The organism is Pseudomonas sp. GT1P32 (assembly GCF_054897805.1).
Window position 1 is genome coordinate 4,900,934 of sequence record NZ_CM142704.1, and the last position, 22,883, is coordinate 4,923,816.

General features: G+C 60.5%; 21 protein-coding genes. 9 read left to right on the top strand and 12 right to left on the bottom strand.

Annotated features, from left to right (window positions below; translation table 11 throughout):
* Positions 1–194 precede the first annotated feature (194 nt).
* From choV to ACYZUC_RS22450, 3 genes are all read right to left on the bottom strand, one after another.
* A complete protein-coding gene (gene choV, locus ACYZUC_RS22440) occupies positions 195–1,373 on the bottom strand; it encodes a choline ABC transporter ATP-binding protein (protein ID WP_223452605.1) in 1,179 nt (392 codons plus the stop codon).
* Positions 1,370–2,215 carry a choline ABC transporter permease subunit gene (gene choW, locus ACYZUC_RS22445; protein WP_027926639.1) on the bottom strand — a complete coding sequence of 282 codons (846 nt, stop codon included), beginning with the start codon at positions 2,213–2,215 and terminating at the stop codon, positions 1,370–1,372. Before choW ends, choV begins: the two co-directional genes overlap by 4 nt.
* A 66-nt stretch (positions 2,216–2,281) precedes the next feature.
* The gene (locus tag ACYZUC_RS22450) at positions 2,282–3,229 is read right to left on the bottom strand and encodes a choline ABC transporter substrate-binding protein (RefSeq protein WP_157713598.1); all 948 of its coding nucleotides are present in this window, start codon (positions 3,227–3,229) and stop codon (positions 2,282–2,284) included.
* Positions 3,230–3,664: 435 nt separating this feature from the next.
* Between ACYZUC_RS22450 and ACYZUC_RS22455 the strand changes: the two genes are divergently transcribed.
* Together ACYZUC_RS22455 and gbdR are read left to right on the top strand one after the other, a co-directional pair.
* Positions 3,665–5,041: an L-serine ammonia-lyase gene (locus ACYZUC_RS22455; protein WP_008033266.1), complete on the top strand. Its 1,377-nt coding sequence runs from the start codon at positions 3,665–3,667 to the stop codon at positions 5,039–5,041.
* A 518-nt stretch (positions 5,042–5,559) separates the two neighbouring features.
* A complete protein-coding gene (gene gbdR, locus ACYZUC_RS22460; protein ID WP_008033265.1) occupies positions 5,560–6,663 on the top strand; it encodes a choline metabolism transcriptional regulator GbdR in 1,104 nt (367 codons plus the stop codon).
* Here gbdR and aac(6') read toward each other — a convergent pair whose 3' ends face one another.
* From aac(6') to ACYZUC_RS22495, 7 genes are all read right to left on the bottom strand, one after another.
* Entirely contained in the window at positions 6,664–7,110 is a 447-nt protein-coding gene (aac(6'), locus tag ACYZUC_RS22465; protein WP_461990463.1) for an aminoglycoside 6'-N-acetyltransferase, read from the bottom strand.
* 54 nt (positions 7,111–7,164) lie between these two features.
* Entirely contained in the window at positions 7,165–7,428 is a 264-nt protein-coding gene (locus tag ACYZUC_RS22470; protein ID WP_461990465.1) for a hypothetical protein, read from the bottom strand.
* A gap of 372 nt (positions 7,429–7,800) precedes the next feature.
* The gene (locus ACYZUC_RS22475) at positions 7,801–8,964 is read right to left on the bottom strand and encodes a gamma-butyrobetaine dioxygenase (protein WP_461990466.1); all 1,164 of its coding nucleotides are present in this window, start codon (positions 8,962–8,964) and stop codon (positions 7,801–7,803) included.
* Between the two features lie 13 nt (positions 8,965–8,977).
* Positions 8,978–9,454, bottom strand: coding sequence for a thioesterase family protein (locus tag ACYZUC_RS22480; RefSeq protein WP_461990468.1), 477 nt, complete (start codon positions 9,452–9,454; stop codon positions 8,978–8,980).
* Positions 9,455–9,590: 136 nt separating this feature from the next.
* Positions 9,591–10,556, bottom strand: coding sequence for an L-carnitine dehydrogenase (locus ACYZUC_RS22485; RefSeq protein WP_008033260.1), 966 nt, complete (start codon positions 10,554–10,556; stop codon positions 9,591–9,593).
* A 141-nt stretch (positions 10,557–10,697) separates the two neighbouring features.
* Positions 10,698–11,585, bottom strand: a complete 888-nt coding sequence (locus tag ACYZUC_RS22490; RefSeq protein WP_140674841.1) for a 3-dehydrocarnitine:acetyl-CoA trimethylamine transferase CdhC — start codon at positions 11,583–11,585, stop codon at positions 10,698–10,700.
* A gap of 89 nt (positions 11,586–11,674) precedes the next feature.
* Positions 11,675–12,619 carry a choline ABC transporter substrate-binding protein gene (locus ACYZUC_RS22495; RefSeq protein WP_461990471.1) on the bottom strand — a complete coding sequence of 315 codons (945 nt, stop codon included), beginning with the start codon at positions 12,617–12,619 and terminating at the stop codon, positions 11,675–11,677.
* Positions 12,620–12,813: 194 nt separating this feature from the next.
* On the opposite strand from ACYZUC_RS22495, the gene ACYZUC_RS22500 reads away from it, so the two are divergent.
* A complete protein-coding gene (locus ACYZUC_RS22500; protein WP_008033255.1) occupies positions 12,814–13,761 on the top strand; it encodes a GlxA family transcriptional regulator in 948 nt (315 codons plus the stop codon).
* Positions 13,762–13,892: 131 nt separating this feature from the next.
* On the opposite strand, the gene ACYZUC_RS22505 is transcribed toward ACYZUC_RS22500, so the two are convergent.
* Positions 13,893–14,309 carry a DUF3010 family protein gene (locus ACYZUC_RS22505; RefSeq protein WP_223554228.1) on the bottom strand — a complete coding sequence of 139 codons (417 nt, stop codon included), beginning with the start codon at positions 14,307–14,309 and terminating at the stop codon, positions 13,893–13,895.
* An 80-nt stretch (positions 14,310–14,389) separates the two neighbouring features.
* Positions 14,390–14,791: a lysozyme inhibitor LprI family protein gene (locus ACYZUC_RS22510; RefSeq protein ID WP_461990474.1), complete on the bottom strand. Its 402-nt coding sequence runs from the start codon at positions 14,789–14,791 to the stop codon at positions 14,390–14,392.
* Between the two features lie 234 nt (positions 14,792–15,025).
* Here ACYZUC_RS22510 and ACYZUC_RS22515 point away from each other — a divergent pair, with 234 nt between their 5' ends.
* The 6 genes from ACYZUC_RS22515 to etfB all read left to right on the top strand — a co-directional run bounded on the left by ACYZUC_RS22515 (position 15,026) and on the right by etfB (position 22,817).
* Positions 15,026–16,003, top strand: coding sequence for a dipeptidase (locus ACYZUC_RS22515; RefSeq protein ID WP_008033250.1), 978 nt, complete (start codon positions 15,026–15,028; stop codon positions 16,001–16,003).
* A gap of 78 nt (positions 16,004–16,081) precedes the next feature.
* Entirely contained in the window at positions 16,082–16,612 is a 531-nt protein-coding gene (locus tag ACYZUC_RS22520; protein WP_008033249.1) for a DUF5943 domain-containing protein, read from the top strand.
* Between the two features lie 15 nt (positions 16,613–16,627).
* Positions 16,628–18,688 carry a dimethylglycine demethylation protein DgcA gene (gene dgcA / locus ACYZUC_RS22525; protein ID WP_461990476.1) on the top strand — a complete coding sequence of 687 codons (2,061 nt, stop codon included), beginning with the start codon at positions 16,628–16,630 and terminating at the stop codon, positions 18,686–18,688.
* A gap of 173 nt (positions 18,689–18,861) precedes the next feature.
* Positions 18,862–20,811: a dimethylglycine demethylation protein DgcB gene (gene dgcB, locus ACYZUC_RS22530; RefSeq protein ID WP_461990478.1), complete on the top strand. Its 1,950-nt coding sequence runs from the start codon at positions 18,862–18,864 to the stop codon at positions 20,809–20,811.
* On the top strand, positions 20,811–22,031 hold the full coding sequence (gene etfA, locus ACYZUC_RS22535; protein ID WP_461990480.1) for an electron transfer flavoprotein subunit alpha: 1,221 nt from the start codon (positions 20,811–20,813) through the stop codon (positions 22,029–22,031). The genes dgcB and etfA overlap by 1 nt, the downstream gene beginning before the upstream one ends.
* A gap of 15 nt (positions 22,032–22,046) precedes the next feature.
* Positions 22,047–22,817 carry an electron transfer flavoprotein subunit beta gene (gene etfB / locus ACYZUC_RS22540; protein ID WP_008044824.1) on the top strand — a complete coding sequence of 257 codons (771 nt, stop codon included), beginning with the start codon at positions 22,047–22,049 and terminating at the stop codon, positions 22,815–22,817.
* The last annotated feature ends 66 nt before the right edge of the window (positions 22,818–22,883 follow it).

Genomic DNA, 22,883 nt, shown 5'->3' on the forward strand with positions numbered 1-22,883 from the left:
AAGTGACGCGGTGTTTCAGTCTGAAGCACCGCGTCGTGTTCTTCGCGGGCAAGCCTCGCTCCTACAGGTTTACGCTGTCCTCGTAGGAGCGAGGCTTGCCCGCGAAGGGGCCCGATGGGGCAATACACATCTCCCTCGATACCCCACAAACAAAAACGCCGCGATCCTCTCGCGGCGTTTTTGTGTGTGTTGCCTTATCCCAGGTTCTTGCCGAGCAGTGCGTGATACAGCTCGCTGTCGCCGAGAATCCCGACCACTTTGTTGTTGTCGTGCAGCACCAGTTTGTTGCCGGTGTGATAACGAATCTGCAGCGCATCGCGCATGCCGATGTTGGAGTCCACTAGCGTTGGGCGACGGCCCAGGCCTTCAACGGCTTGCCCCGGGATCCAGTTCTGCAGGTCCAGGCTCGCACCGTTCTGGCGTGCGCCTTTGATGGTGTTGCCTTCCGCCAGGTCCAGCCACGAATCGCCACCCGGATCCAGGCAGACCGAACCGTTGATGCGCTTGCAGTTGTCCAGGGTGCGCATCAGGCTGCGACCGCACAAAACGTTCAGCGGATTGGTGTGGGCGACAAAGGTCCGCACATAGTCGTCCGCCGGGTTGAGAACGATTTCTTCCGGCTTGCTGTACTGGACGATCCGACCGTCTTTCATGATCGCGATACGGCTGCCCAGCTTCAGTGCTTCATCGAGGTCGTGGCTCACGAAGACGATGGTTTTGTTCAGCTTGCTTTGCAGCTCCAGCAGTTCGTCCTGCAGGCCTTGGCGGATCAATGGGTCGAGGGCCGAGAACGGTTCGTCCATCAGCAGAATGTCGGCGTCCATCGCCAGTGCGCGGGCCAGGCCCACACGTTGTTGCATACCGCCGGAGAGCTCGTTGGGTTTCTTGTTGCGCCATTGGGTCAGGCCCACCAGCTCAAGTTTTTCATCGACCAGTCTTTTGCGTTCCTTCTCCGGCCGACCCTGCATTTCCAGACCGAAACTGATGTTCTCGCGCACCGTCAGCCATGGCATCAGGGCGAACTTCTGGAACACCATCGCAATGCGCTTGGTGCGCATCATTTTCAGTTCTGCCGGGGTGCAGGAAGCGATGTCGATCTGCTTGCCTTCGTGCTCGACGAACAACTTGCCGCGGCTCACGGTGTTGAGGCCGTTGATGCAACGCAGCAGGCTGGATTTACCGGAGCCGGACAGGCCCATCAGCACGCAGATCTCGCCTTTCTCGATATCCAGGGTGGCCTTTTCGACGCCGACGATCTGCCCGGTCTTTTTCAGGATCTCGTTACGGGTCATGCCCTGGTCGAGAAGTTTCAAGGCTTCGCGCGGATCTTTGGTGAAGATCACGTCGACGTCTTCGAAGCGAATAATGCTCATGCGTCACCCCCTACTTTAGCGTCGGGTTGTTTGCAGATACGGTCGAGCATGATCGCCAGCAATACGATCGCCAGGCCTGCTTCGAAGCCCAGGGCGATATCAGCAGTGTTCAGTGCGTTGACCACGGGTTTGCCCAGGCCGTCGGCGCCCACCAGTGCCGCAATCACCACCATCGACAACGACAGCATGATGCACTGGGTGATACCGGCCGCGATGCTTGGCATGGCGTGGGGCAATTCAATCCGTGAGAGCAGCTGACGTCGCGAGCAGCCAAAGGCCTTGCCAGCGTCCATCAATTCTTCCGGGACATCGCGAATACCCAGGTAGGTCAGGCGGATAGGCGCGGCAATCGCGAACACCACCGTGGAGATCAGACCCGGGACCACACCCAGACCAAAGAGGGTCAGGGTAGGAATGAGGTAAACGAAGGTCGGTACGGTCTGCATCAGATCGAGCACCGGACGCATCAGGGTGTAGAACATCGGTTTGTGCGCGGCGACGATGCCCAGCGGCACGCCGATGACCACGCAGACCAGGGTGGCGAACAACACCTGGGCGAGGGTTTCCATGGTTTCCTGCCAGTACCCCAGATTGAGGATCAGCAGGAAGGAGGCGATGACGAAGACTGTCAGGCCCCATTTGCGTTGAATGAAGTGTGCCAGTAGCGCGATGAGGCCGATCAATGCCAGCGGGTTGAACCAGGTCAGCGCAAAAGTCACGCCGTGGATCATCGTTTCCAGTGTCACAGCGATTGCGTCGAAGGTGTTGGCGCCGTGTTGCGTCAACCATTCAACGAAGCCCGCGATGTACTGGCCTAGAGGTATTTTCTGATCAATCAGCATGGTAGTGAACGTCCGCATGCAAGGAAATAAACAGCCCGGGCGGGCGAGCCCGCCCGGCGTAAGCGATTACTGCGCGAGCTTGGCTTTAACGGCCTCCAGGCCTGGTTTACCGTCAATGGTGGTCACGCCAGCGAGCCAGGTATCGAGCACCTGTGGATTCTTTTTCAGCCAGGCCTTGGCGGCCGCGTCAGGCTTCATCTTGTCGTCCAGGATGTTGCCCATCAGCGAGCTTTCCATGTCGACGGTGAATTCGAGGTTTTTCAGCAATTGGCCTACGTTGCTGCACTCTTGGGTATACCCCTTGCGGGTGTTGGTCGCAACGGTGGCGGCACCGAAGTCAGGGCCGAAGAAATCATCGCCACCGGTCAGGTATTGGATTTTGAAGCGTTTGTTCATCGGGTGCGGTGCCCAGCCGAGGAAAACCACGGCGGTATCGCGTTTCTGGGCGCGGTCGACTTGCGACAGCATGCCCGCTTCGCTGGACTCGACGACTTTGAAGCCGGCGTCTTTGAGACCGAAGGCGTTCTTGTCGATCATGGTCTGGATCAGGCGGTTACCGTCGTTGCCCGGCTCGATACCGTAGATCTTGCCGTCGAGTTCTTTCTTGAATTTGGCGATATCGGCAAAGTCATGCAGCCCTTTGTCGTACAGCGCTTGCGGTACGGCGAGGGTGTACTTGGCGCCGGTGAGGTTGGTGCGCACGACATCCACGGTACCGGCATCGCGGTAGGCCTTGATGTCGTTCTCCATGGTCGGCATCCAGTTGCCGAGGAAGATGTCCATGTTCTTGCCGTCAGCCAGGGACTTGTAGGTCACCGGCACGGAAATCATGGTGGTTTTGGTCTTGTAGCCCAGGGCATCGAGCACGACGCTGGTGGTGGCGGTTGTCGCGGTAATGTCAGTCCAGCCGACATCGGAGAAGTTTACGGTACTGCACTGAGCGGGTTCTGCGGCTTGAGCCAGTAACGGCAGACTCAGCATGGCGGCCAACAACAACGACGGGGAACCTTTCATGGATGGACTCCTTGGTGTTTTTTTTGGCAGTGTTCCGACTGGACCACCGCACTTATAGGTTGCGGTTGGATGGCGTTTTGGAGACAGCTCTACCACGGCGCCTTGCAATCGAGTCGATACGATCATGTACCAGTGAAAATCTGACGCCTACAGGGTGCGTCGTATCCAGTACAGGGATGGTCGCATCCAGTGTCGGTGACGTCGTTTACAGATTTTTTCAGCCCCGTTTGCCCACCTGAACCGCAAAAAAACGGCGAAAAAGCAGCGTAAAACGCACACGGCGCTGGTGGACAAGAGTGCGTCGGTACTGGACGTCGAGCGACACGGTAAAAGCCTGATGATGCAGCCATACCGGCGGATTGCAGCTTGAGCGTAGCAGCTCCGTCACCGGGCGCTTTTGCGTCTGGAGTTGGCATATCCAGGAGTTCGGCAGTAATGGCTATCAGCGTTTTCGACCTGTTCAAAATCGGCATCGGCCCTTCCAGTTCGCACACCGTAGGGCCGATGCGCGCCGCGGCGCTGTTCGTGCAAGGTTTGCGTGAACAGGGTCTTTTGGAGCAAGTGCGGCGTGTCGAGGTCCAGCTTTATGGTTCGTTGTCGGCCACCGGGATTGGGCACGGCAGCGACAACGCGGTGATCATGGGCCTGATGGGCGAATGGCCGGACGCGATCGACCCGTCGCAAATCGGCATCCGCATTGAAACCCTGCGCGAAACCCACACCCTGTTGCTGGACGGCCGCTTGTCGGTGCCGTTCATCTGGGCCCGGGACATGCGCCTGATCGACGAAAACCTGCCGTTTCATCCGAACGCCATGACCCTGGTCGCCGAAGGCGATGACGGCGAGTTGCATCGCGACACCTACTATTCCGTCGGCGGCGGCTTTGTCGTCGACGAAGCACAAGCCTCCAGCGGTGTGGTGGATCTGGATCGAACGGTGTTGCCGTACGATTTCTCCAGCGCCGCCGAGCTGCTCAGCCTCTGCCAGAAGCACAACCTGCGTGTGGCCGAATTGATGATGGCCAACGAGAAGGTCTGGCGCAGTGAAGACGAAATCCGCGCCGGCCTGATGAAACTCTGGCGGGCCATGCAGGATTGCGTCGAGCAAGGCCTCAAGCACGAAGGCATCCTGCCCGGTGGCCTGAATGTGCGCCGTCGCGCGGCCAAATTGCACCGCAGCCTGCAGGAACTGAACAAGCCCAACGTCATCGGCTCGACCCTGAGTGCGATGGAGTGGGTGAACCTGTTCGCCCTCGCGGTCAACGAAGAAAACGCGGCCGGCGGGCGCATGGTTACGGCGCCGACCAATGGCGCGGCGGGGATCATTCCTGCGGTGTTGCACTACTTCATGAAGTTCAGCGAGGTGGTGACGGACGCCAACGTGGTCGACTATTTCCTCGGTGCCGCGGCGGTGGGGATTCTGTGCAAGAAGAACGCCTCCATCTCCGGCGCGGAAGTCGGTTGCCAGGGCGAAGTCGGATCGGCTTGCGCGATGGCGGCGGCCGGGTTGGCGGAGATTCTCGGCGCCACGCCGGAGCAGTTGTGCAACGCGGCGGAAATCGGCCTGGAACACAACCTCGGCCTGACCTGCGACCCGGTCGGCGGGTTGGTGCAGGTGCCGTGCATCGAGCGCAACGCGATTGCCGCGGTGAAAGCGATCAACGCGGCGCAGATGGCGTTGCGTGGCGACGGCCAGCACTTTATTTCGCTGGACCGGGTGATCCGCACCATGCGGGATACCGGGGCGGATATGCATGACAAATATAAAGAGACATCGCGGGGCGGGTTGGCGGTTAGCGCGGTTGAGTGCTGAGACCGAGTCGATCCCATTCGCGAGCAAGCTTCGCTCCTACAGGGATCGTGCGATGCTCTTGTAGGAGCGAGGCTTGCCCGCGAAGACGTCAGACCAGTCAAAACTGCGCGCTAAGTGAACACCGAATTCAAAACGCGCCACGTTTTGGCGCGTCGCTTACAGATAAGCGCATTGCAACACGTCAGGGATCCAACCCGGCCCTGACCGCCCGTCTCCTGTGCCTGCGGTGACACTCTTTCCGAAGTCGTCGCAGGCCTGTTCCCACAAGTGCTACCGATTTGCTCACACGCAACGCGGCAGAGCGCTTGCCCCTGTGAATGCCACTTATAACCCCTACTCGTGACGCGGCTTATATAGACAGGCTGCGACGTCGTTTTCAGGAGTTATTGAACGCGTATTCAATTTTAGGCATGGCAATTGCTCTGTCATTACAAAGCCCGTCTCCCACGCGAGAACGATGGCAATAACAAGAGCCTCCGCCTGAGGCCATCACCTGCTTTGTGTGAGGAGATACCGCGATGACGACGTTCAACTCCGGGGCTCAACCCCAGAACCGTGCGCCTCAATCCATCGGCTTTTTGCTGCTGGACAATTTCACGCTTATTTCTCTGGCCTCCGCCGTAGAACCCCTGCGCATGGCCAACCAATTGTCCGGTCGCGAGCTGTATCGCTGGACCACGCTCACCGTCGATGGCGGTCAGGTCTGGGCCAGTGACGGTCTGCAGATCACCCCCGACGCCTCCATGCACAAAGCACCCTCCATGGACACCATCATTGTCTGCGGCGGTATCGGTATTCAGCGCACGGTAACTCGCGAACACGTGTCATGGCTGCAAAGCCAGGCGCGTCAATCCAAGCGTCTGGGTGCGGTCTGCACCGGCAGCTGGGCCCTGGCGTGCGCCGGCCTGCTGGACGGTTTCGATTGCAGCGTGCACTGGGAATGCCTGGCCTCGATGCAGGAAGCTTTCCCGCGTGTGGCGATGAGCACTCGTCTGTTCACCCTCGACCGCAACCGTTTCACCAGTTCCGGCGGCACCGCGCCGCTGGACATGATGCTGCACCTGATCAGCCGTGATCACGGGCGTGAACTGTCCGCCGCGATTTCGGAGATGTTTGTCTACGAGCGCATCCGCAACGAACAGGATCACCAGCGTGTGCCGCTCAAGCACATGCTCGGCACCAACCAGCCGAAGTTGCAGGAAATCGTCGCGTTGATGGAAGCCAACCTGGAAGAGCCGATCGACCTCGACGAATTGGCGGTGTACGTCGCCGTGTCACGTCGGCAACTCGAGCGGTTGTTCCAGAAATACCTGCACTGCTCGCCTTCGCGTTACTACCTGAAACTGCGCCTGATCCGTGCCCGGCAGTTGCTCAAGCAAACGCCGATGTCGATCATCGAAGTGGCGTCGGTGTGCGGTTTCGTGTCCACGCCGCACTTCTCCAAGTGCTACCGCGAATACTTCGGCATTCCGCCGCGTGACGAGCGCGTCGGCTCCAACACCACGCAACAGGTGGCGATGATGCCGCTGCCGCAAGCATTGGTGCTGTCGCCGTTGTCCGGGCCGTTGTCGGCATTGAGCCAGGCGCGCAACGAGTCGACCTTCGCCAGCGTAAGGCTCTGATCAGAGCTGGCGCCTGAAAAACACGACGCGCTCGGTTTCCTCGAAACCGAGCGCCTTGTGCGTCTCCTGGCTCGGCAGGTTGTCGACGTCAGTGTCCGAGGCCATTTCCACGCAACCGCGTTCCCGTCCCCATTGCGCCACGTGTTCGATCAGGCGTGCGGCCACTCCATGGCGGCGTTGCTGCGGCACTACGTAGATACCTTCCAGGAACACCACCGGCGAGCTGTCGGTGCCATTGACGTAATCGTGGCGCAATGAGGCTTCGGCCAGGCCGACGGGTTGCTCCCCGGAGTCGTAAGCGACGAAGTTGACATAGCGTTGCGGCTGACGCAGCTGTTCGGCGATTTCGTCCCGATGCTCCTGTTCCGAAGCATCAGGCCAGAGTGTCTGGCGCAAAGGCAGCCAGCCCGCTTGTTCGCCGGACTGGCAGTGTTGGATTCGGAGCATCGGCGATCGCTCGTGGTGGTCAGGAAGCCATCACTCTAGCAAACCGCCGACGTGTCAGGCGCGGTGGCTTTGTTGGTATTCAGCCAATGCCGGCAGCAGCTGCTTATCGATAGCCTGACGCACTGCCGGCAGGATGGTCGCGCTGCTGGTGTACATCTGCTTGACCATGGTGCGCAGCACCGTCGCCCGTTCGTTGTTCAATCCTCTCACCGCGCACTCGCAAGCCTGCTCGGCGGTGGAGCCGCTTGGTACTTGAAAGCCCAACGATTTCAGCTGGCCCAACAGGTCTTCCTGGTCAATCAAATCGGCGTGCATCATGACGCAATCCTTCTTCAGGGAACGGTGTCGTGGTTCGATTCTCGTAGGGGCCGTTGGCGTCGGCAAGGACGATTTGTCGCAATGGCCGCAATACCTATGAACAGGTCGTTTTCGACTAACTCGCGAGAGGGGAGAGTGGGCACACTGGATTCAGCTGGCTTCACGAAGGTTTGGTCACCCTCGCGCAACGGCTCCTCAACAGTACCCACCTCTGCCCCGATCCTGTCACGGCTTGATCGGGGTTTTTTTTGCCTGTGCATCCGGGGAATAGGGGGAGTTTGTGCGGACGCCTTCGCGGGCAAGCCTCGCTCCTACAGAAGCCACGCTAACCCTGTAGGAGCGAGGCTTGCCCGCGAAAAACGATGACTCGGTCTAGCGTTGCAAAACCAGGATCCGCGACAACAATTCATCCCGATCGACATAGCACCCCTGAAAATGCCGGGCACCACTGGCGGGATCAAACGCATTGCGCGCATGCAGCGTGCGGCGATTGTCGAAGCACCACAGCTCCCCGGGGTTGAGCCGTTGCATCAGCCTGAACCGCCCCTCGCGAGTCATCGCAATAAACCGTCGATAAGCGCAATACAGCCGGGGCATCTCCTCCACCGACGCATCGAACGGCCCGCGCAAAAAGTTCGCCATGCGAATTTCAGACACCTGCCCCAGCGCATCCAGAGCGATGATCGGCGCGAGGCAGCGATAGTCGCTGTGACGGTCCTTGTTGCGAAACTCCACGGGGATTTCACACAGGGCCTTGAACGACTCGGGATCTTCCTCGCGCAGCGCTTGGGCGATGGCAAAACCGTCGACGAAAATACTCTCGCCACCGTCGGCGTCATTGACCAGGCAATGCAGAAATTGCAGCCCCGGTTGCAACTCCCGGGTCGGCAAATCGCTGTGCAACGGCAGGTTGAAAGCGGTGTAGGCGTTGCTGTCGGCATTGGCCTTGGATTGCACGTTGAACAGCACGCCGAAATTGCTCTCGCGGATGAAGGAAATCCGCTGGGCGATCAGTTTCAGTGAACCGGGTTCGGTGGGCACACCGCGCACTTGCGTCAGGCCGATATCGCGCACCGCCAACAGCCATTGCAACAAGGCGTCGTTGTCGTCCATCAGCGCTTGATAATCGAACACCGGCAGCGACAAGTCGCTTTTCCACAGCCGGGCTTTTGGCTTGCCGGCGCGGCGTTCGGCGCGGGATTCGTCGTCATAGGCGTGGGCCCGCAACCAGCCCGGATCGAAGCGGCTGAGGTGACCGTCCTGCCACTGGATGCAGAGGCAACCTTCAGGGTCGACGCTCGTCTCTGCGGGCATCAGGTCTTGCGCAACGTCGACGATTTCCAGCACCTGCTCACGGGTCACCGTGTAGACGCACTGCGGGCAGGGGCAGTTGTCACGCAACCATTGATGATGGAAGGGGCTGACACGGTCATCGGCCCATTTCACAAGAACGCGATCCGCCAGGGCCTGCACGCCACTCAGCGCGCTGATCAACGGATAAGTACGGAAGTCAGCAAAAGCGGCGGCGGTGTTCATGGCGATCTCCTTGTTATTTTTTTGGGGGGAACGCGATCACTCGGCCAATGTAGTCAGGGGTGGGCAGGTCGGTTTGTTGCGCAACGATGGCTTGCAGCTTGCCCAGCGTTTCTTCGCTGAACGGCGCGGAGCGGGGACCGGCGAGGTCGACGTGCAGCAACATCTGCTCGTTGCCCGCCAGCTCTTTGTCGTCACCGACCAGGTGCAGGCTGTGATAGAGGTGCAGGCGTTTACTGTCATGAGCGATGATCTGGGTGTGCACTTCTACGTCGGCGTCGAGCTTCACTTCATGCAGGTAATTGAGGTGCAGTTCGAGGGTGAACAGCGAATTGCCGCTGGCTTCGCGGTTGTTGCTGTCCATGCCCAGCCGGTCCATCAGCGCGTCGGTGGCGTAGCTGAAAATCAGCAGGTAAAACGCGTCGCGCAGGTGGCCGTTGTAGTCGACCCAGTCGGGGATGATTCTGGTGCTGTAAGTCGTAAGAGCAGGCATGCGATCGATTCCTGAGATAACGAGAACCTGTAGGAGCGAGGCTTGCCCGCGAAGGCGGTATTCCTGCCACAAGAGATCCGTCGGAAGTACCGGCCTCTTCGCGGGCAAGCCTCGCTCCTACAAGTGGTGGCGGGGCTTAGTCGGCGAACGCCATCCCATGCTTCTCTTTGGTGGTCTTCACCGCCTCCAGCACCGCCAGCAGGCAGTCATCACGATAGCGCTCCAGCGCCGAAATGCTGTGTTTGCCCAACTGATCGCTGGTGCCGTCCACCACATCATCAATCAGCTTGTCGGTCAGTTCCGGTGCCGGCAGATACGTCCACGGCAACTGCAACGCCGGACCGAACTGTGCCATGAAATGGCGCATGCCAGCGTCGCCGCCCGCCAGGGTGTAGGTCAAAAACGTGCCCATGAACGACCAGCGCAGACCCGCGCCAAAGCGAATCGCATCGTCGATTTCACCGGTCGTCGCCACACCGTCGTTGACCAGGTGCAGGGCCTCACGCCAAAGCGCTTCGAGCAAACGGTCGGCGATGAACCCTGGCACTTCCTTGCGCACGTGCAGCGGGCGCATGCCTAGGGATTCGTAGACTTTCATGGCCGCTTGTACCGCTTCGGGGGCAGTGTTCTTGCCACCGACCACTTCCACCAGTGGCAGCAGGTAAACCGGGTTGAACGGGTGACCGACGACGCAGCGTTCCGGGTGGGTCGAGCTCTCGTAGAACTCGCTCGGCAACAGGCCGGAGGTGCTGGAGCCGATCAAGGCATTGGGCTTGGCTGCGGCGCTGATTTTGCTGTGAAGTTCCAGTTTCAGGTCCAGACGCTCAGGAGCACTTTCCTGAATGAAATCGGCGTCGCGAACACACTCTTCGATGGTTGCGACAAAGCGCAGCCGATCCTGTGATGCACCGGGTGCCAGGCCTTGTTTCTCCAGTGCGCCCCAGGCATTGGCGACGCGTTTGCGCAGGGCGGCTTCAGCGCCGGGCGCCGGGTCCCAGGCCACAACATCGAGGCCGTGGGCGAGGGCGCGGGACACCCAGCCGCTGCCGATGACACCGCTGCCCAGGGCGGCGAAGGTTTTGATTTCGGTAATGAAGGTCATGGCAACTTCCTAAAAGAATTCGGTGATCTTTGTAGGAGCGAAGCTTGCTCGCGAAGGCGATATTCCTGCCGCTATATCCATGGCGGGTGTACCGGCCTCTTCGCGGGCAAGCCTCGCTCCTACAGGTTTTTGTGTGGGGGCTTAGCCGCGCTTGGTCAGGCCCATTTTTGCCCGGCCCTCAGCCGGTGTCAGAACCCGGGCGCCGAGGCGGCTGAGGATTTCCGAGGCGCGTTCGACCAGCTGGCCATTGGTCGCCAATACGCCCTTGTCCAGCCAGATGTTGTCTTCCAGGCCGACCCGCACGTTGCCGCCCAGCAGCACCGCTTGCGCCGCCATCGGCATTTGCATGCGACCGATGCCGAACCCGGCCCAGACTGCATTGGCCGGCAAGTTGTCGACCATGGCTTTCATGGTGGTGGTGTCGGCCGGTGCGCCCCACGGGATGCCCAGGCACAGCTGGAACAGCGGGTCGTCGAGCAGGCCTTCCTTGATCATCTGTTTGGCGAACCACAGGTGACCGGTGTCGAAAATTTCCAGCTCGGCTTTTACGCCCAGCTCTTGAATGCGTTTGGCGCCTGCACGCAGCTGCGCCGGGGTAGAGACGTAAATGGTGTCGCCGTCGCCGAAGTTCAGGGTGCCGCAATCGAGGGTGCAGATTTCCGGCAGCAGTTCTTCGACGTGGGCCAGACGGGTCAGCGGGCCGACCAGGTCGGTGTTCGGGCCGAACTCCATCGGGTTCTCGCCGGCGCCGATTTCCAGGTCGCCGCCCATGCCGGCGGTGAGGTTGACGATGATGTCGACGTCGGCCTCGCGGATGCGCTCCATGACTTCGCGGTACAGGGCCACGTCACGGCTGAACTTGCCGGTTTCGGGGTTGCGCACATGGCAATGGACCACAGTGGCACCGGCCTTGGCGGCTTCCACGGCAGCAGCGGCGATTTGTTTTGGGGTGACCGGCACGTGTGGGCTTTTGCTGGTCGTGTCGCCAGCACCGGTAAGTGCGCAGGTGATGATGACGTCGTGGTTCATGAGGTGGTTCCTTACAGGCGTGGTGGTCCCGTTCGCAGCCCGGTCGGGCTGCGAATCGGTGGTTCGGTTCGGGTCTGTTTGCTGAAGAGCTACTTGCTGGTGAGTTGCAGGTTTTCAGCCGCTGGTTTGCCATCGAAAGTGGTCACACCTTCCAGCCAGCGCTGCTTGTCTTGCGGGTGATCTTTCAGCCATTGCTTGGCCGATTCGAAGGCGTCCTTGTGATCCAGCAGCGGCTGCATCATCCGGCTCTCGTCTTCGGCGGTGTAGGTCAGGTTGCTCAGCAAGCGGCCGATGTTCGGGCATTGCTCGGCGTAGGTCGGCGAAGTGACGGTCCAGACAGTCGCCATGCCTTCGTTCGGGCCCAGGGCGTCGTCGCTGCCGGTGAGGTAAGTCATCTGCACGTTGACGTTCATCGGGTGCGGCGCCCAGCCGAAGAACACGATGGCTTCGTTGCGTTTGGTCGCCCGGGTCACCGCCGACAGCATTCCGGCTTCGCTGGACTCGACCAGCTGGAATTTGCCGAGACCGAACTGGTTCTTGGCGATCATCTCTTTGATCTGCGTGTTGGCGCCCGACCCTGGCTCGATGCCGTAGATCTTGCCGCCCAGCTCTTTCTCGAATTTGGCGATATCGGCGAAGGTTTTCAGGCCCTTGTCGGCGAGGTAAGTCGGAACCGCGAGGGTGGCGCGGGCGTCTTTCAGGCTGGGCGCCTCAAGCACTTTGACCTGCTTGCCATCGACGAACGGCGTGATGGTTTGAGTCATCAACGGGTTCCAGTAGCCCAGGAACAGGTCCAGGCGCTGGTCGCGGATCCCGGCGAAAATGATTTGCTGGGAGGCGCTGGTTTGTTTGGTGTTATAGCCGAGGCCATCGAGCAAGACCTGGGTCATGGCGCTGGTGGCGATCACGTCGGTCCAGTTCACGACGCCCATGCGTACGTTCTGGCACGATGCAGGTTCGGCGGCCATGACGCTGGCGCTCAGGAAAGCGGTACCGCTGAGTGCAAGAACACAGCTGCTGATCAGTCGTTTCATCTCAGGTTTCCTCGGCAGTTCGTTATTGTGGGTCCGGTCGTCTTTGTGCGCCGGTGATGCCAAGTTACGCAGCTAAGCGCCCATGAAAACGCACTGCGGCGACCAGCTCTTGCACTGCAGCGACCTGTCCACTTGAATGCCGCTCGCAAGTGGCGTATCAACAGCACACGCTACCCGCGAATCGAGTGCGCTCCATGTCCCAGGATTTCTACTTCATGTTGATGCCGGGTTTCTCGGCCATCGGTTTCATCTCTGCGATCGAGCCGTTGCGGGTCGCTAACCGTTTTCGCGGTGAGTTGTATCGCTGGCATGTGCTTAGTGCGGATGGCGGGGCGGTTTTGGCCAGTAACGGCATGTCGGTCAACGCCGATGCCGCGCTGGAACCGCTGAAGAAAGGCGCGACGTTGTTGGTGGTCGCCGGTTTTGAACCGCTGAAATTTGCTACCCCGGCGCTGGAGCACTGGCTGCGCCGACTCGATAACGAAGGCGTGACCCTCGGCGCCATCGACACCGGCAGCTTCGTCCTCGCCGAAGCCGGCTTACTTGATGGGCATCGGCTGACCCTGCACTGGGAAGCCATCGACGCCTTCAAGGAATCTTATCCACAGCTCAGCGTCACTCAGGAGCTGTTCGAGATCGACCGTCGCCGCATCACCTCCGCCGGCGGCACCGCCTCCATCGACCTGATGCTCGACCTCATCGCCCAGGCCCACGGCCCGGAACTGGCGATCCAGGTCAGCGAACAATTCGTGCTCGGTCGCATCCGCCCGCGCAAAGACCACCAGCGCATGGAAGTCGCCACGCGGTATGGCATCAGCAACAAGAAGCTCGTTCACGTGATCGGCGAGATGGAACAGCACAGCGAACCGCCGCTGACCACGCTGGAGCTGGCGGAGTCGATCAAGGTGACGCGGCGGCAGCTGGAGCGGTTGTTTCGGTTGCACCTGAACGACACGCCGAGCAATTTCTACCTGCGGTTAAGGCTGGAGAAGGCGCGGCAGTTGCTGCGGCAGACCGATATGAGCGTGCTGGAAGTGAGCATTGCGTGCGGGTTTGAATCGCCGTCGTACTTCACCCGAAGTTATCGGGCGAAGTTTGAGCGGTGTCCGCGGGAAGACCGCCGACAAACCCAAAAGGCCTGAAACTACCAACGGAAAAAACCGAATCCTGTAGGAGCGAGGCTTGCCCGCGAAGAGGCCGCCTCAATCGAAATCACCGTCGTTTGACACTCCGCCTTCGCGGGCAAGCCTCGCTCCTACAGGGTGTGTGGCGTTTACTTTTTCATCAGTGCCGAACAGGCGGCTTTGTAAGCCTCATGCTGATACTTGTTCAGCGTCGCCGGCAGCTCAAAATCAAACTTCTTGTTCTGCGCATTGATCGTCTGCGGCGACAGCAGAATCACCTCACAACTCTCCAGCAACTGAAAAACACCTTCGATCTTGAACGTGGTCGGCCCACCGGCGAATTCGCCTTTCTTGCTGCGCTTCTTGATCGCGATCCGATCGATTGAATTCTCACGGACGAACGATGCGACCTGAGCGGCAAAGACTTTGACGTTGGCGGCTTCGTCGTCATCGTCGAGGGCGATTTTCTTGGTGTTCAGCGCGACGTGGCTTAGTACCTGATCGTCTAGGGAGGCCACGGCGATGATTGCTTCGCTGCCTTTGATTTCGATGCCGCAGATTTTCATTTGAGTCCCTTTACCAAATTATGGTGTGCAGCTTACCGCTCGCGTTGGCAGGGTGTAGAAACAATAAGCTCAGCTCTTAATCACTCCTGCCCAATCGACTCCAAAAACTCCGACCGCTCATCACTCATCCGCGCCACGCAATCATTTTGCGCAATGGTGAATGCCTTGCTGCCGCTGGTCGCCGGAAAGGCTTCAACAGTGCAATCCGCATCCCGGGTCTTCAGCCATTGCTGTTGGGCGGCCTTGATTTTGGCGGTGATGTCGGCCAGTTGTGTCGGGTTCTTGCCGTAGAGCGTTTGCATGCGCTCGGTCAGGCTCTTGTAGTTGTCTTTGAGCAGGTCTTCGGCGGTGGTGCGGCTGTAGACCGAGCATTCCAGGGTTTGGACTTCGTTTTCGACCGCATCGCAGGGGTTGTTGTCGGACTCTTCAGCCGCCTGTACGCCGGTCGCTATCAGTGCCATTGCCAGTAAGATCGATTTCATTGCGTCTCAGCCCTTTTTTTGGCCCAAACTCCGTAATGCGGCGAATTCTGGCCCATGCGCAAGTCCTTGAACAGGTGGCTTGCGACGTTCAACGACGACCCTTTGTCGCAGATTGACGCTTTCGGCAAACCCCCTGTCGTTTTTGCACCCGGCTGCACCGGTACTCAGGCATATGCTGGCCCCAAAGCGCCGGCACACGATTCGGCGCATGAATCGCTAATAGGGGACAGCCTGATGAGCCCAGCCGAATTGCACGCCGACAGCATCGTTATCGACGGGCTGATTATCGCCAAGTGGAACCGCGAGCTGTTTGAAGACATGCGCAAGGGCGGTCTGACCGCGGCCAACTGCACCGTGTCGGTGTGGGAGGGCTTTCAGGCCACCGTCAACAACATCGCCGCCAGCCAGAAGCTGATCCGCGAGAACAGTGACCTGGTGATTCCGGTTCGCACCACCGCCGACATCCGTAAAGCCAAGGAGCAGGGCAAGACCGGCATCCTGTTCGGTTTCCAGAATGCTCACGCCTTCGAAGACCAGATCGGCTATGTCGAGGTGTTCAAGCAGCTCGGCGTCGGTATCGTGCAGATGTGCTACAACACCCAGAACCTGGTCGGCACCGGTTGCTACGAGCGCGATGGCGGCCTGTCGGGCTTCGGTCGCGAAATCGTTGCCGAGATGAACCGCGTCGGGGTCATGTGCGACCTGTCCCACGTCGGTTCGAAAACCTCCGAAGAAGTCATCCTCGAATCGAAGAAACCGGTCTGCTACTCCCATTGCCTGCCGTCGGGTCTGAAAATTCACCCGCGCAACAAATCCGATGAAGAACTGAAGTTCATCGCCGACCACGGCGGTTTCGTCGGCGTGACCATGTTCGCGCCGTTCCTCGCCAAGGGCATCGATTCGACCATCGACGACTACGCCGAAGCCATCGAATACACCATGAACATCGTCGGCGAAGACGCCATCGGCATCGGCACCGACTTCACCCAGGGCCATGGCCAGGACTTCTTCGAATACCTGACCCATGACAAGGGCTACGCCCGCCGTCTGACCAGCTTCGGCAAGATCATCAACCCGCTGGGCATCCGCACCGTTGGCGAGTTCCCGAATCTGACAGAGACCCTGCTCAAGCGCGGCCATTCCGAGCGCGTGGTCCGCAAGATCATGGGCGAGAACTGGGTCAACGTCTTGAAAGATGTCTGGGGCGAATAAGCCGCCGCACCTCTGAATTCTTTCCCCCGTCCGTCCGTGCCGGGGGCAACACCAAAATTTTTCTGGAGTTAAGTTTCCATGGCCAAGATCGCCCCGCAATTGCCTATCGAAGTCGACAGCGAAACCGGTGTCTGGACCTCCGACGCCCTGCCGATGCTGTATGTGCCGCGTCACTTCTTCGTCAACAACCACATGGGCATCGAGGAAGTGCTGGGCGCCGACGCCTACGCCGAAATTCTCTACAAGGCCGGCTACAAGTCCGCCTGGCACTGGTGTGAAAAAGAAGCTGAATGCCACGGCCTGGAAGGCGTCGCGGTGTTCGAGCACTACATGAAGCGCCTGTCGCAACGCGGCTGGGGCCTGTTCAAGATCCAGGACATCGACCTCGACAAAGGCACCGCCAGCGTCAAGCTCGAACACTCCGCTTTCGTCTACGTGTACGGCAAGGTCGGGCGCAAGGTCGACTACATGTTCACTGGCTGGTTTGCCGGTGCCATGGACCAGATTCTGCAAGCCCGCGGCAGCAAGATTCGCACCGTTGCCGAACAAGTCTACGGTGGCTCCGAAGAAGGCCACGACGACGGTTTGTTCACCGTCAAGCCGTTGTAAGTCGAGGAACCCGCCATGGCTTTCGAAGCAATGTTCCAGCCGATCCAGATCGGCAAACTGACCATCCGTAACCGCGTGCTCAGCACCGCGCACGCCGAGGTCTACGCGACCGACGGCGGCATGACCACCGATCGGTACGTCAAGTATTACGAAGAGAAAGCCAAGGGCGGGATCGGCCTGGCGATTTGCGGCGGTTCCTCCGTGGTGGCTGTTGACAGCCCGCAGGAGTGGTGGAGTTCGGTGAACCTGTCCACCGACCGCATTATTCCGCACTTCCAGAATCTGGCCGACGCCATGCACAAGCACGGCGCCAAGATCATGATTCAGATTACCCACATGGGCCGGCGCTCGCGCTGGGACGGTTTCAACTGGCCGACGCTGATGTCGCCGTCCGGTATCCGTGAACCGGTGCACCGTGCCACCTGCAAAACCATCGAACCGGAAGAAATCTGGCGGGTGATCGGCAACTACGCGCAAGCGGCACGCCGCGCCAAGGCCGGTGGCCTGGACGGTGTCGAGCTGTCGGCCGTGCACCAACACATGATCGACCAGTTCTGGAGCCCACGGGTCAACAAGCGTACCGACGAATGGGGCGGCACCTTCGAAGGTCGCATGAAGTTCGGTCTGGAAGTGTTGAAAGCCGTGCGCGCCGAAGTCGGTGATGATTTCTGCGTGGGTATGCGTATCTGCGGTGACGAATTCCACCCGGACGGCCTGTCCCACGAGGACATGAAGCAGATTGCCAAGTATTACGACGACACCGGCATGCTCGATTTCCTCGGCGTCGTGGGTTCGGGTTGCGACACCCACAACACCCTGGCCAACGTGATTCCGAACATGAGTTATCCGCCGGAGCCGTTCCTGCACCTGGCGGCCGGTATCAAGGAAGTGGTCAAGGTTCCGGTGCTGCACGCACAGAACATCAAGGACCCGAACCAGGCGACCCGTATTCTGGAAGGCGGTTACGTCGACATGGTCGGCATGACTCGCGCACACATCGCTGACCCGCACCTGATCGCCAAGATCAAGATGGGGCAGATCGACCAGATCAAACAATGCGTCGGCGCGAACTACTGCATCGACCGTCAGTATCAAGGCCTGGATGTGTTGTGCATCCAGAACGCGGCGACCTCCCGTGAATACATGGGCCTGCCGCACATCATCGAAAAAACCACTGGCGTGAAACGCAAGGTGGTGGTGGTCGGTGCCGGTCCTGCCGGTATGGAAGCCGCCCGCGTGGCCGCCGAACGTGGCCACGACGTGACCCTGTTCGAGAAAAAGGAATTCATCGGCGGGCAGATCACCACGGCGTCGAAAGCGCCGCAGCGTGACCAGATCGCCGGTATCACCCGCTGGTATCAGCTGGAACTGGCACGGTTGAAAGTCGACCTGCGCCTGGGCACTGCGGCTGATGCACCGACCATCATGGACCTGCGTCCGGATGTGGTGGTGCTGGCTGTCGGCGGCCATCCGTTCCTTGAGCAGAACGAACACTGGGGCGCGGCTGAAGGCTTGGTGGTCAGCAGTTGGGACGTGCTCGACGGCAAGGTCGCGCCGGGCAAGAACGTGCTGGTCTACGACACGATTTGCGAGTTCACCGGGATGTCGACCGCCGACTTCCTCGCCGACAAGGGCAGCCAGGTCGAGATCGTCACCGACGACATCAAGCCGGGCGTAGCGATTGGCGGTACGTCGTTCCCGACTTACTACCGCAGCATGTACCCGAAAGAAGTGATCATGACCGGCGACATGATGCTGGAGAAGGTCTATCGCGAAGGCGACAAGCTGGTGGCGGTACTGGAAAACGAATACACCGGTGCCAAAGAGGAGCGGGTGGTCGACCAGGTGGTCGTGGAAAACGGCGTGCGCCCGGACGAAGAAATCTACTACGCGCTGAAGGACGGCTCGCGTAACAAAGGCCAGATCGACGTCGAAGCCTTGTTCGCGATCAAGCCGCAGCCATGCCTTGAGCAGAGCGGTGACGGCTACTTGCTGTTCCGCATCGGCGACTGCGTGGCCCAGCGTAACGTGCACGCGGCGATCTACGACGCGCTGCGGCTGTGCAAGGATTTCTAAGAGCTTGTGGATAACCCTGTAGGAGCGAGGCTTGCCCGCGAAGGCGTCCTGACATTCAACATTGTTGTCGGCTGACCCATCGCTTTCGCGGGCAAGCCTCGCTCCTACAGGAATCGGGCAAGGCATCCAGGTAGTTTGGCCTGCAAGACCCTGCGGTCTTTGGGAGCTCCACCATGTTGAACACCCTTCTTCCAATCCTGTTGTTCGCTGCCCTGGGCCTTGCTGTCCTCGGCGCGTTGCGGCGGGTGGCTATGTGGCGCCGGGGCCGAGCCTCCAAGGTCGACCTGATCGGTGGCCTGTTCGCCATGCCCAAGCGCTACATGGTCGATTTGCACCATGTCGTCGCGCGAGACAAATACATCGCCAACACCCACGTGGCCACGGCCGGTGGTGCCGTGGCGTCGGTGGTTCTGGCGATTCTGGTGCACGGCTTCGGCCTGCATAACCGCTTCCTCGGCTACGCGCTGCTGTTGATGACGACGGTGATGTTCGTCGGTGCGATCTTTGTGTACCTGCGTCGACGCAACCCTCCGGCCCGTTTGTCCAAAGGCCCGTGGATGCGTCTGCCGAAAAGCCTGTTGGCGTTCTCCGCGTCGTTCTTCCTGGTGACCCTGCCGGTCGCGGGCATCTTCCCGGAAAACTTCGGTGGCTGGCTGTTGGCGGTGATCCTCGGGATCGGCGTGCTGTGGGGCGTCTCGGAATTGTTCTTCGGCATGACCTGGGGCGGGCCGATGAAGCACGCCTTCGCCGGTGCCCTGCACCTGGCCTGGCACCGCCGCGCCGAACGTTTTGGCGGTGGTCGTTCCACCGGTTTGAAACCGCTCGACCTGAACGATCCAAACGCACCGCTGGGCGTGGAAAAACCCAAGGATTTTACCTGGAACCAACTGCTCGGTTTCGACGCCTGCGTGCAATGCGGTAAATGTGAAGCCGCGTGCCCGGCGTTCGCCGCCGGCCAGCCGCTGAACCCGAAAAAGCTGATTCAGGACATGGTCGTCGGCCTTGCTGGCGGCACCGATGCCAAGTTCGCCGGTAGCCCCTATCCGGGCAAAGCCATCGGCGAACACGCGGGCAATCCGCATCAACCAATCGTCAACGGTCTGGTGGACGCCGAAACCCTGTGGTCCTGCACCACCTGCCGTGCCTGCGTCGAGGAATGCCCGATGATGATCGAGCACGTCGATGCCATCGTCGACATGCGTCGCCATCTGACCCTGGAAAAAGGCGCGACCCCGAACAAGGGCGCCGAAGTCCTGGAAAACCTGATTGCCACCGACAACCCTGGCGGTTTCGCACCGGGTGGCCGGATGAACTGGGCAGCGGATTTGAACCTCAATCTGCTCAGCGAGAAGAAATCCACCGACGTGTTGTTCTGGGTCGGCGACGGCGCCTTTGACATGCGCAACCAGCGCACCCTGCGTGCCTTCGTCAAAGTGCTGAAAGCGGCCAAGGTCGACTTCGCGGTACTCGGTCTCGAAGAACGCGACAGCGGTGATGTGGCCCGACGTCTGGGCGACGAAGCGACGTTCCAGTTGCTGGCCAAACGCAACATCCAGACCCTGGCCAAATACAGCTTTAACCGCATCGTCACCTGCGACCCGCATAGCTTCCACGTGCTGAAAAACGAATACGGCGCCTTCGACGGCAACTACCTGGTGCAGCACCACAGCACCTACATGGCCGAAATCATCGACGCCGGCGCGCTCAATCTCGGCCAGCACAAAGGCAGCAGCGTGACCTATCACGACCCGTGCTACCTCGGTCGCTACAACGGCGAGTACGAGGCGCCGCGTGAAGTGCTGCGCGCCCTCGGGATTGAAGTGAAAGAGATGCAACGCTCCGGTTTTCGTTCACGCTGCTGCGGCGGCGGTGGCGGAGCGCCGATCACCGACATTCCGGGCAAGCAGCGGATCCCCGACATGCGCATGGAAGACATCCGCGAAACGGGCGCCGAACTGGTGGCCGTGGGTTGCCCACAGTGCACCGCGATGCTCGAAGGCGTGGTCGAACCTCGGCCGTTGATCAAGGACATCGCCGAGCTGGTGGCGGACGCACTGCTTGAAGACGCAGCGCCAAGCAAACCGTCCACACCGGCCCAACGTGAACCTGCGGAGGCCCACTGATGAGCGACATTATCCGCCGCGACCCCCGCGCCGAATGGATTGCCCGTAACCGCCTGCACCCGCTGCACGCGGCCATGCAGCCGGCGCAACACAGCTGGATGGGGCCGAACGGCATCATTCGCAAGAACCCGCATGGTATCGGTTTTATCGGTCCTAACGGCATCAAGCGCATCGACCGCAGCGGCGCGCAGCAGGGCGGGGCAACCAAACGCTCGGCCGCTGTTGAAGTGCAATTGCCGCTGCATCAAGTGCCAGCACCTGCGTTTTACATCAACGTGGTGCCGGACATGGTCGGCGGCCGCTTGAGCAGCCACGACAAGGATTTGCTCGGCCTGGCCCACCAGTTGGCCGGCAAGGACGGCGCGGTATTGGCCGTGGTCTTCGGCGAACACAAGGAAAACGCCTTTGCCACCGCCGGCGTCGATCGCTTGCTGGTGCTCGAAGGCGACGAATTCAGTGGTTATGCACCGGAGCAACGTGTCCAGGGCCTGCGGGCTGTGGATAACCAGTTCAGCCCGCGTCACTGGCTGCTGCCGGACAGCCGCAGCGGTGGCGGCGAACTCGGTCGGCGCTTTGCCGCTGCCCTGGGCGAACGCCCGGCCACACGGGTCTGGCAGGTCAAGGATCAGGAATGCATCGGCCGCGCTGGCGCCGGGTTGCAAGACCTTGCGCGTCCGGTCGCACGCTTGATTCTGGCCGCCGCTGAATGCGCCGAGCCGGTCAGCGAAACCCGTCATGAAGCCTTGCCGGTGGAGTTATCCACAACCGTGGCGCGCAGCTTGTCGCGGATCGAGGATCTGGGCGCTGTGGCCGTGGACCCGGCAGCCATTCCGATGGCCGAAGCCGAGTTCATCTTCTCCGGCGGCAACGGCGTCAAGGACTGGGGACTTTTCCACAGGACTGCCGAAGCGCTCGGCGCCACCGAAGGCGCATCCCGTGTGGCGGTGGACGATGGCTTCATGGCCCGTGACCGTCAGGTCGGCGCGTCCGGCACGTGGGTCACCGCGAGGGTCTACGTGGCGGTGGGGATTTCCGGGGCGATCCAGCACCTGCAAGGCATCGGTGCCTGCGACAAGGTGGTGGCGATCAACCTCGACCCAGGTTGCGACATGATCAAACGGGCCGACCTGTCGGTGATCGGCGAGAGCGCCGAGATTCTTCAAGCCTTGATCGATGCGATAGCGGCTTATCGCGACGACGCCAAGCGCGATGCGGCTTAAGGGAAGGAAAGGGTTATGAGCACGAAAATCATCAGCCTGGTGTCCATCGGCGCCCACCCGACCTCCGGCCGGCCACGTCGCGCGGAGCAGGATGCGCGGGCCGTAGAGCTGGGCTTGCAACTGGCTGGGGATAACCTGCAAGTGCTGCATGCCGGCGACGTCGCTGAGCCTGCGCTGCGCGCCTATCTGGGCATGGGCTTGGAACAGCTGCATGTGCTGGAGCAACCATCCGGTGCCGATGCCTTGCCGGCGTTGACCGCCTATTTGCGCGATGCCGGAGCACAAGTCGTGCTGACTGGCAGTCAGGCAGAAACCGGCGAGGGCTCGGGCATGCTGCCGTTCCTGCTGGCGGAAAACCTCGGCTGGCCGCTGGTGGTCGGGCTGGCTCAGGTGGAGTCTATCGATGGCAGTTCGGCGCTTGTCCTTCAAGCGTTGCCCCGTGGTCAGCGCCGTCGTTTGAAGGTGCGGCTGCCATTCCTGGCGACTGTGGATAACGCGGCGCCGAAGCCTCGTCAGAGCGCGTACGGCCCGGCCCGGCGGGGTGTGTTGCAGGCGGATGAAGTCGAAGTGATCGATGATGAGTTGCTGGCCGTATCGACGCTGCAACCGGCCAAACCTCGGCCTAAACGCTTGAAGGTGATCAAAGCCAAAAGCGGCGCGGACCGGATGAAAGCGGCGACAGCCAAGGCCAGTGGCGGCGGCGGGCAGGTGCTCAAGGGTGTAACCGCGCAAGCGGGTGCCGAAGCGATTCTCAAATTGCTGATCGAAGAAGGCGTGGTCCGCTAACCAACACTCAGCACAGATCAAAAAGGTGGGAGCGGGCTTGCTCGCGAAAGCGGTGTGTCAGTCGAC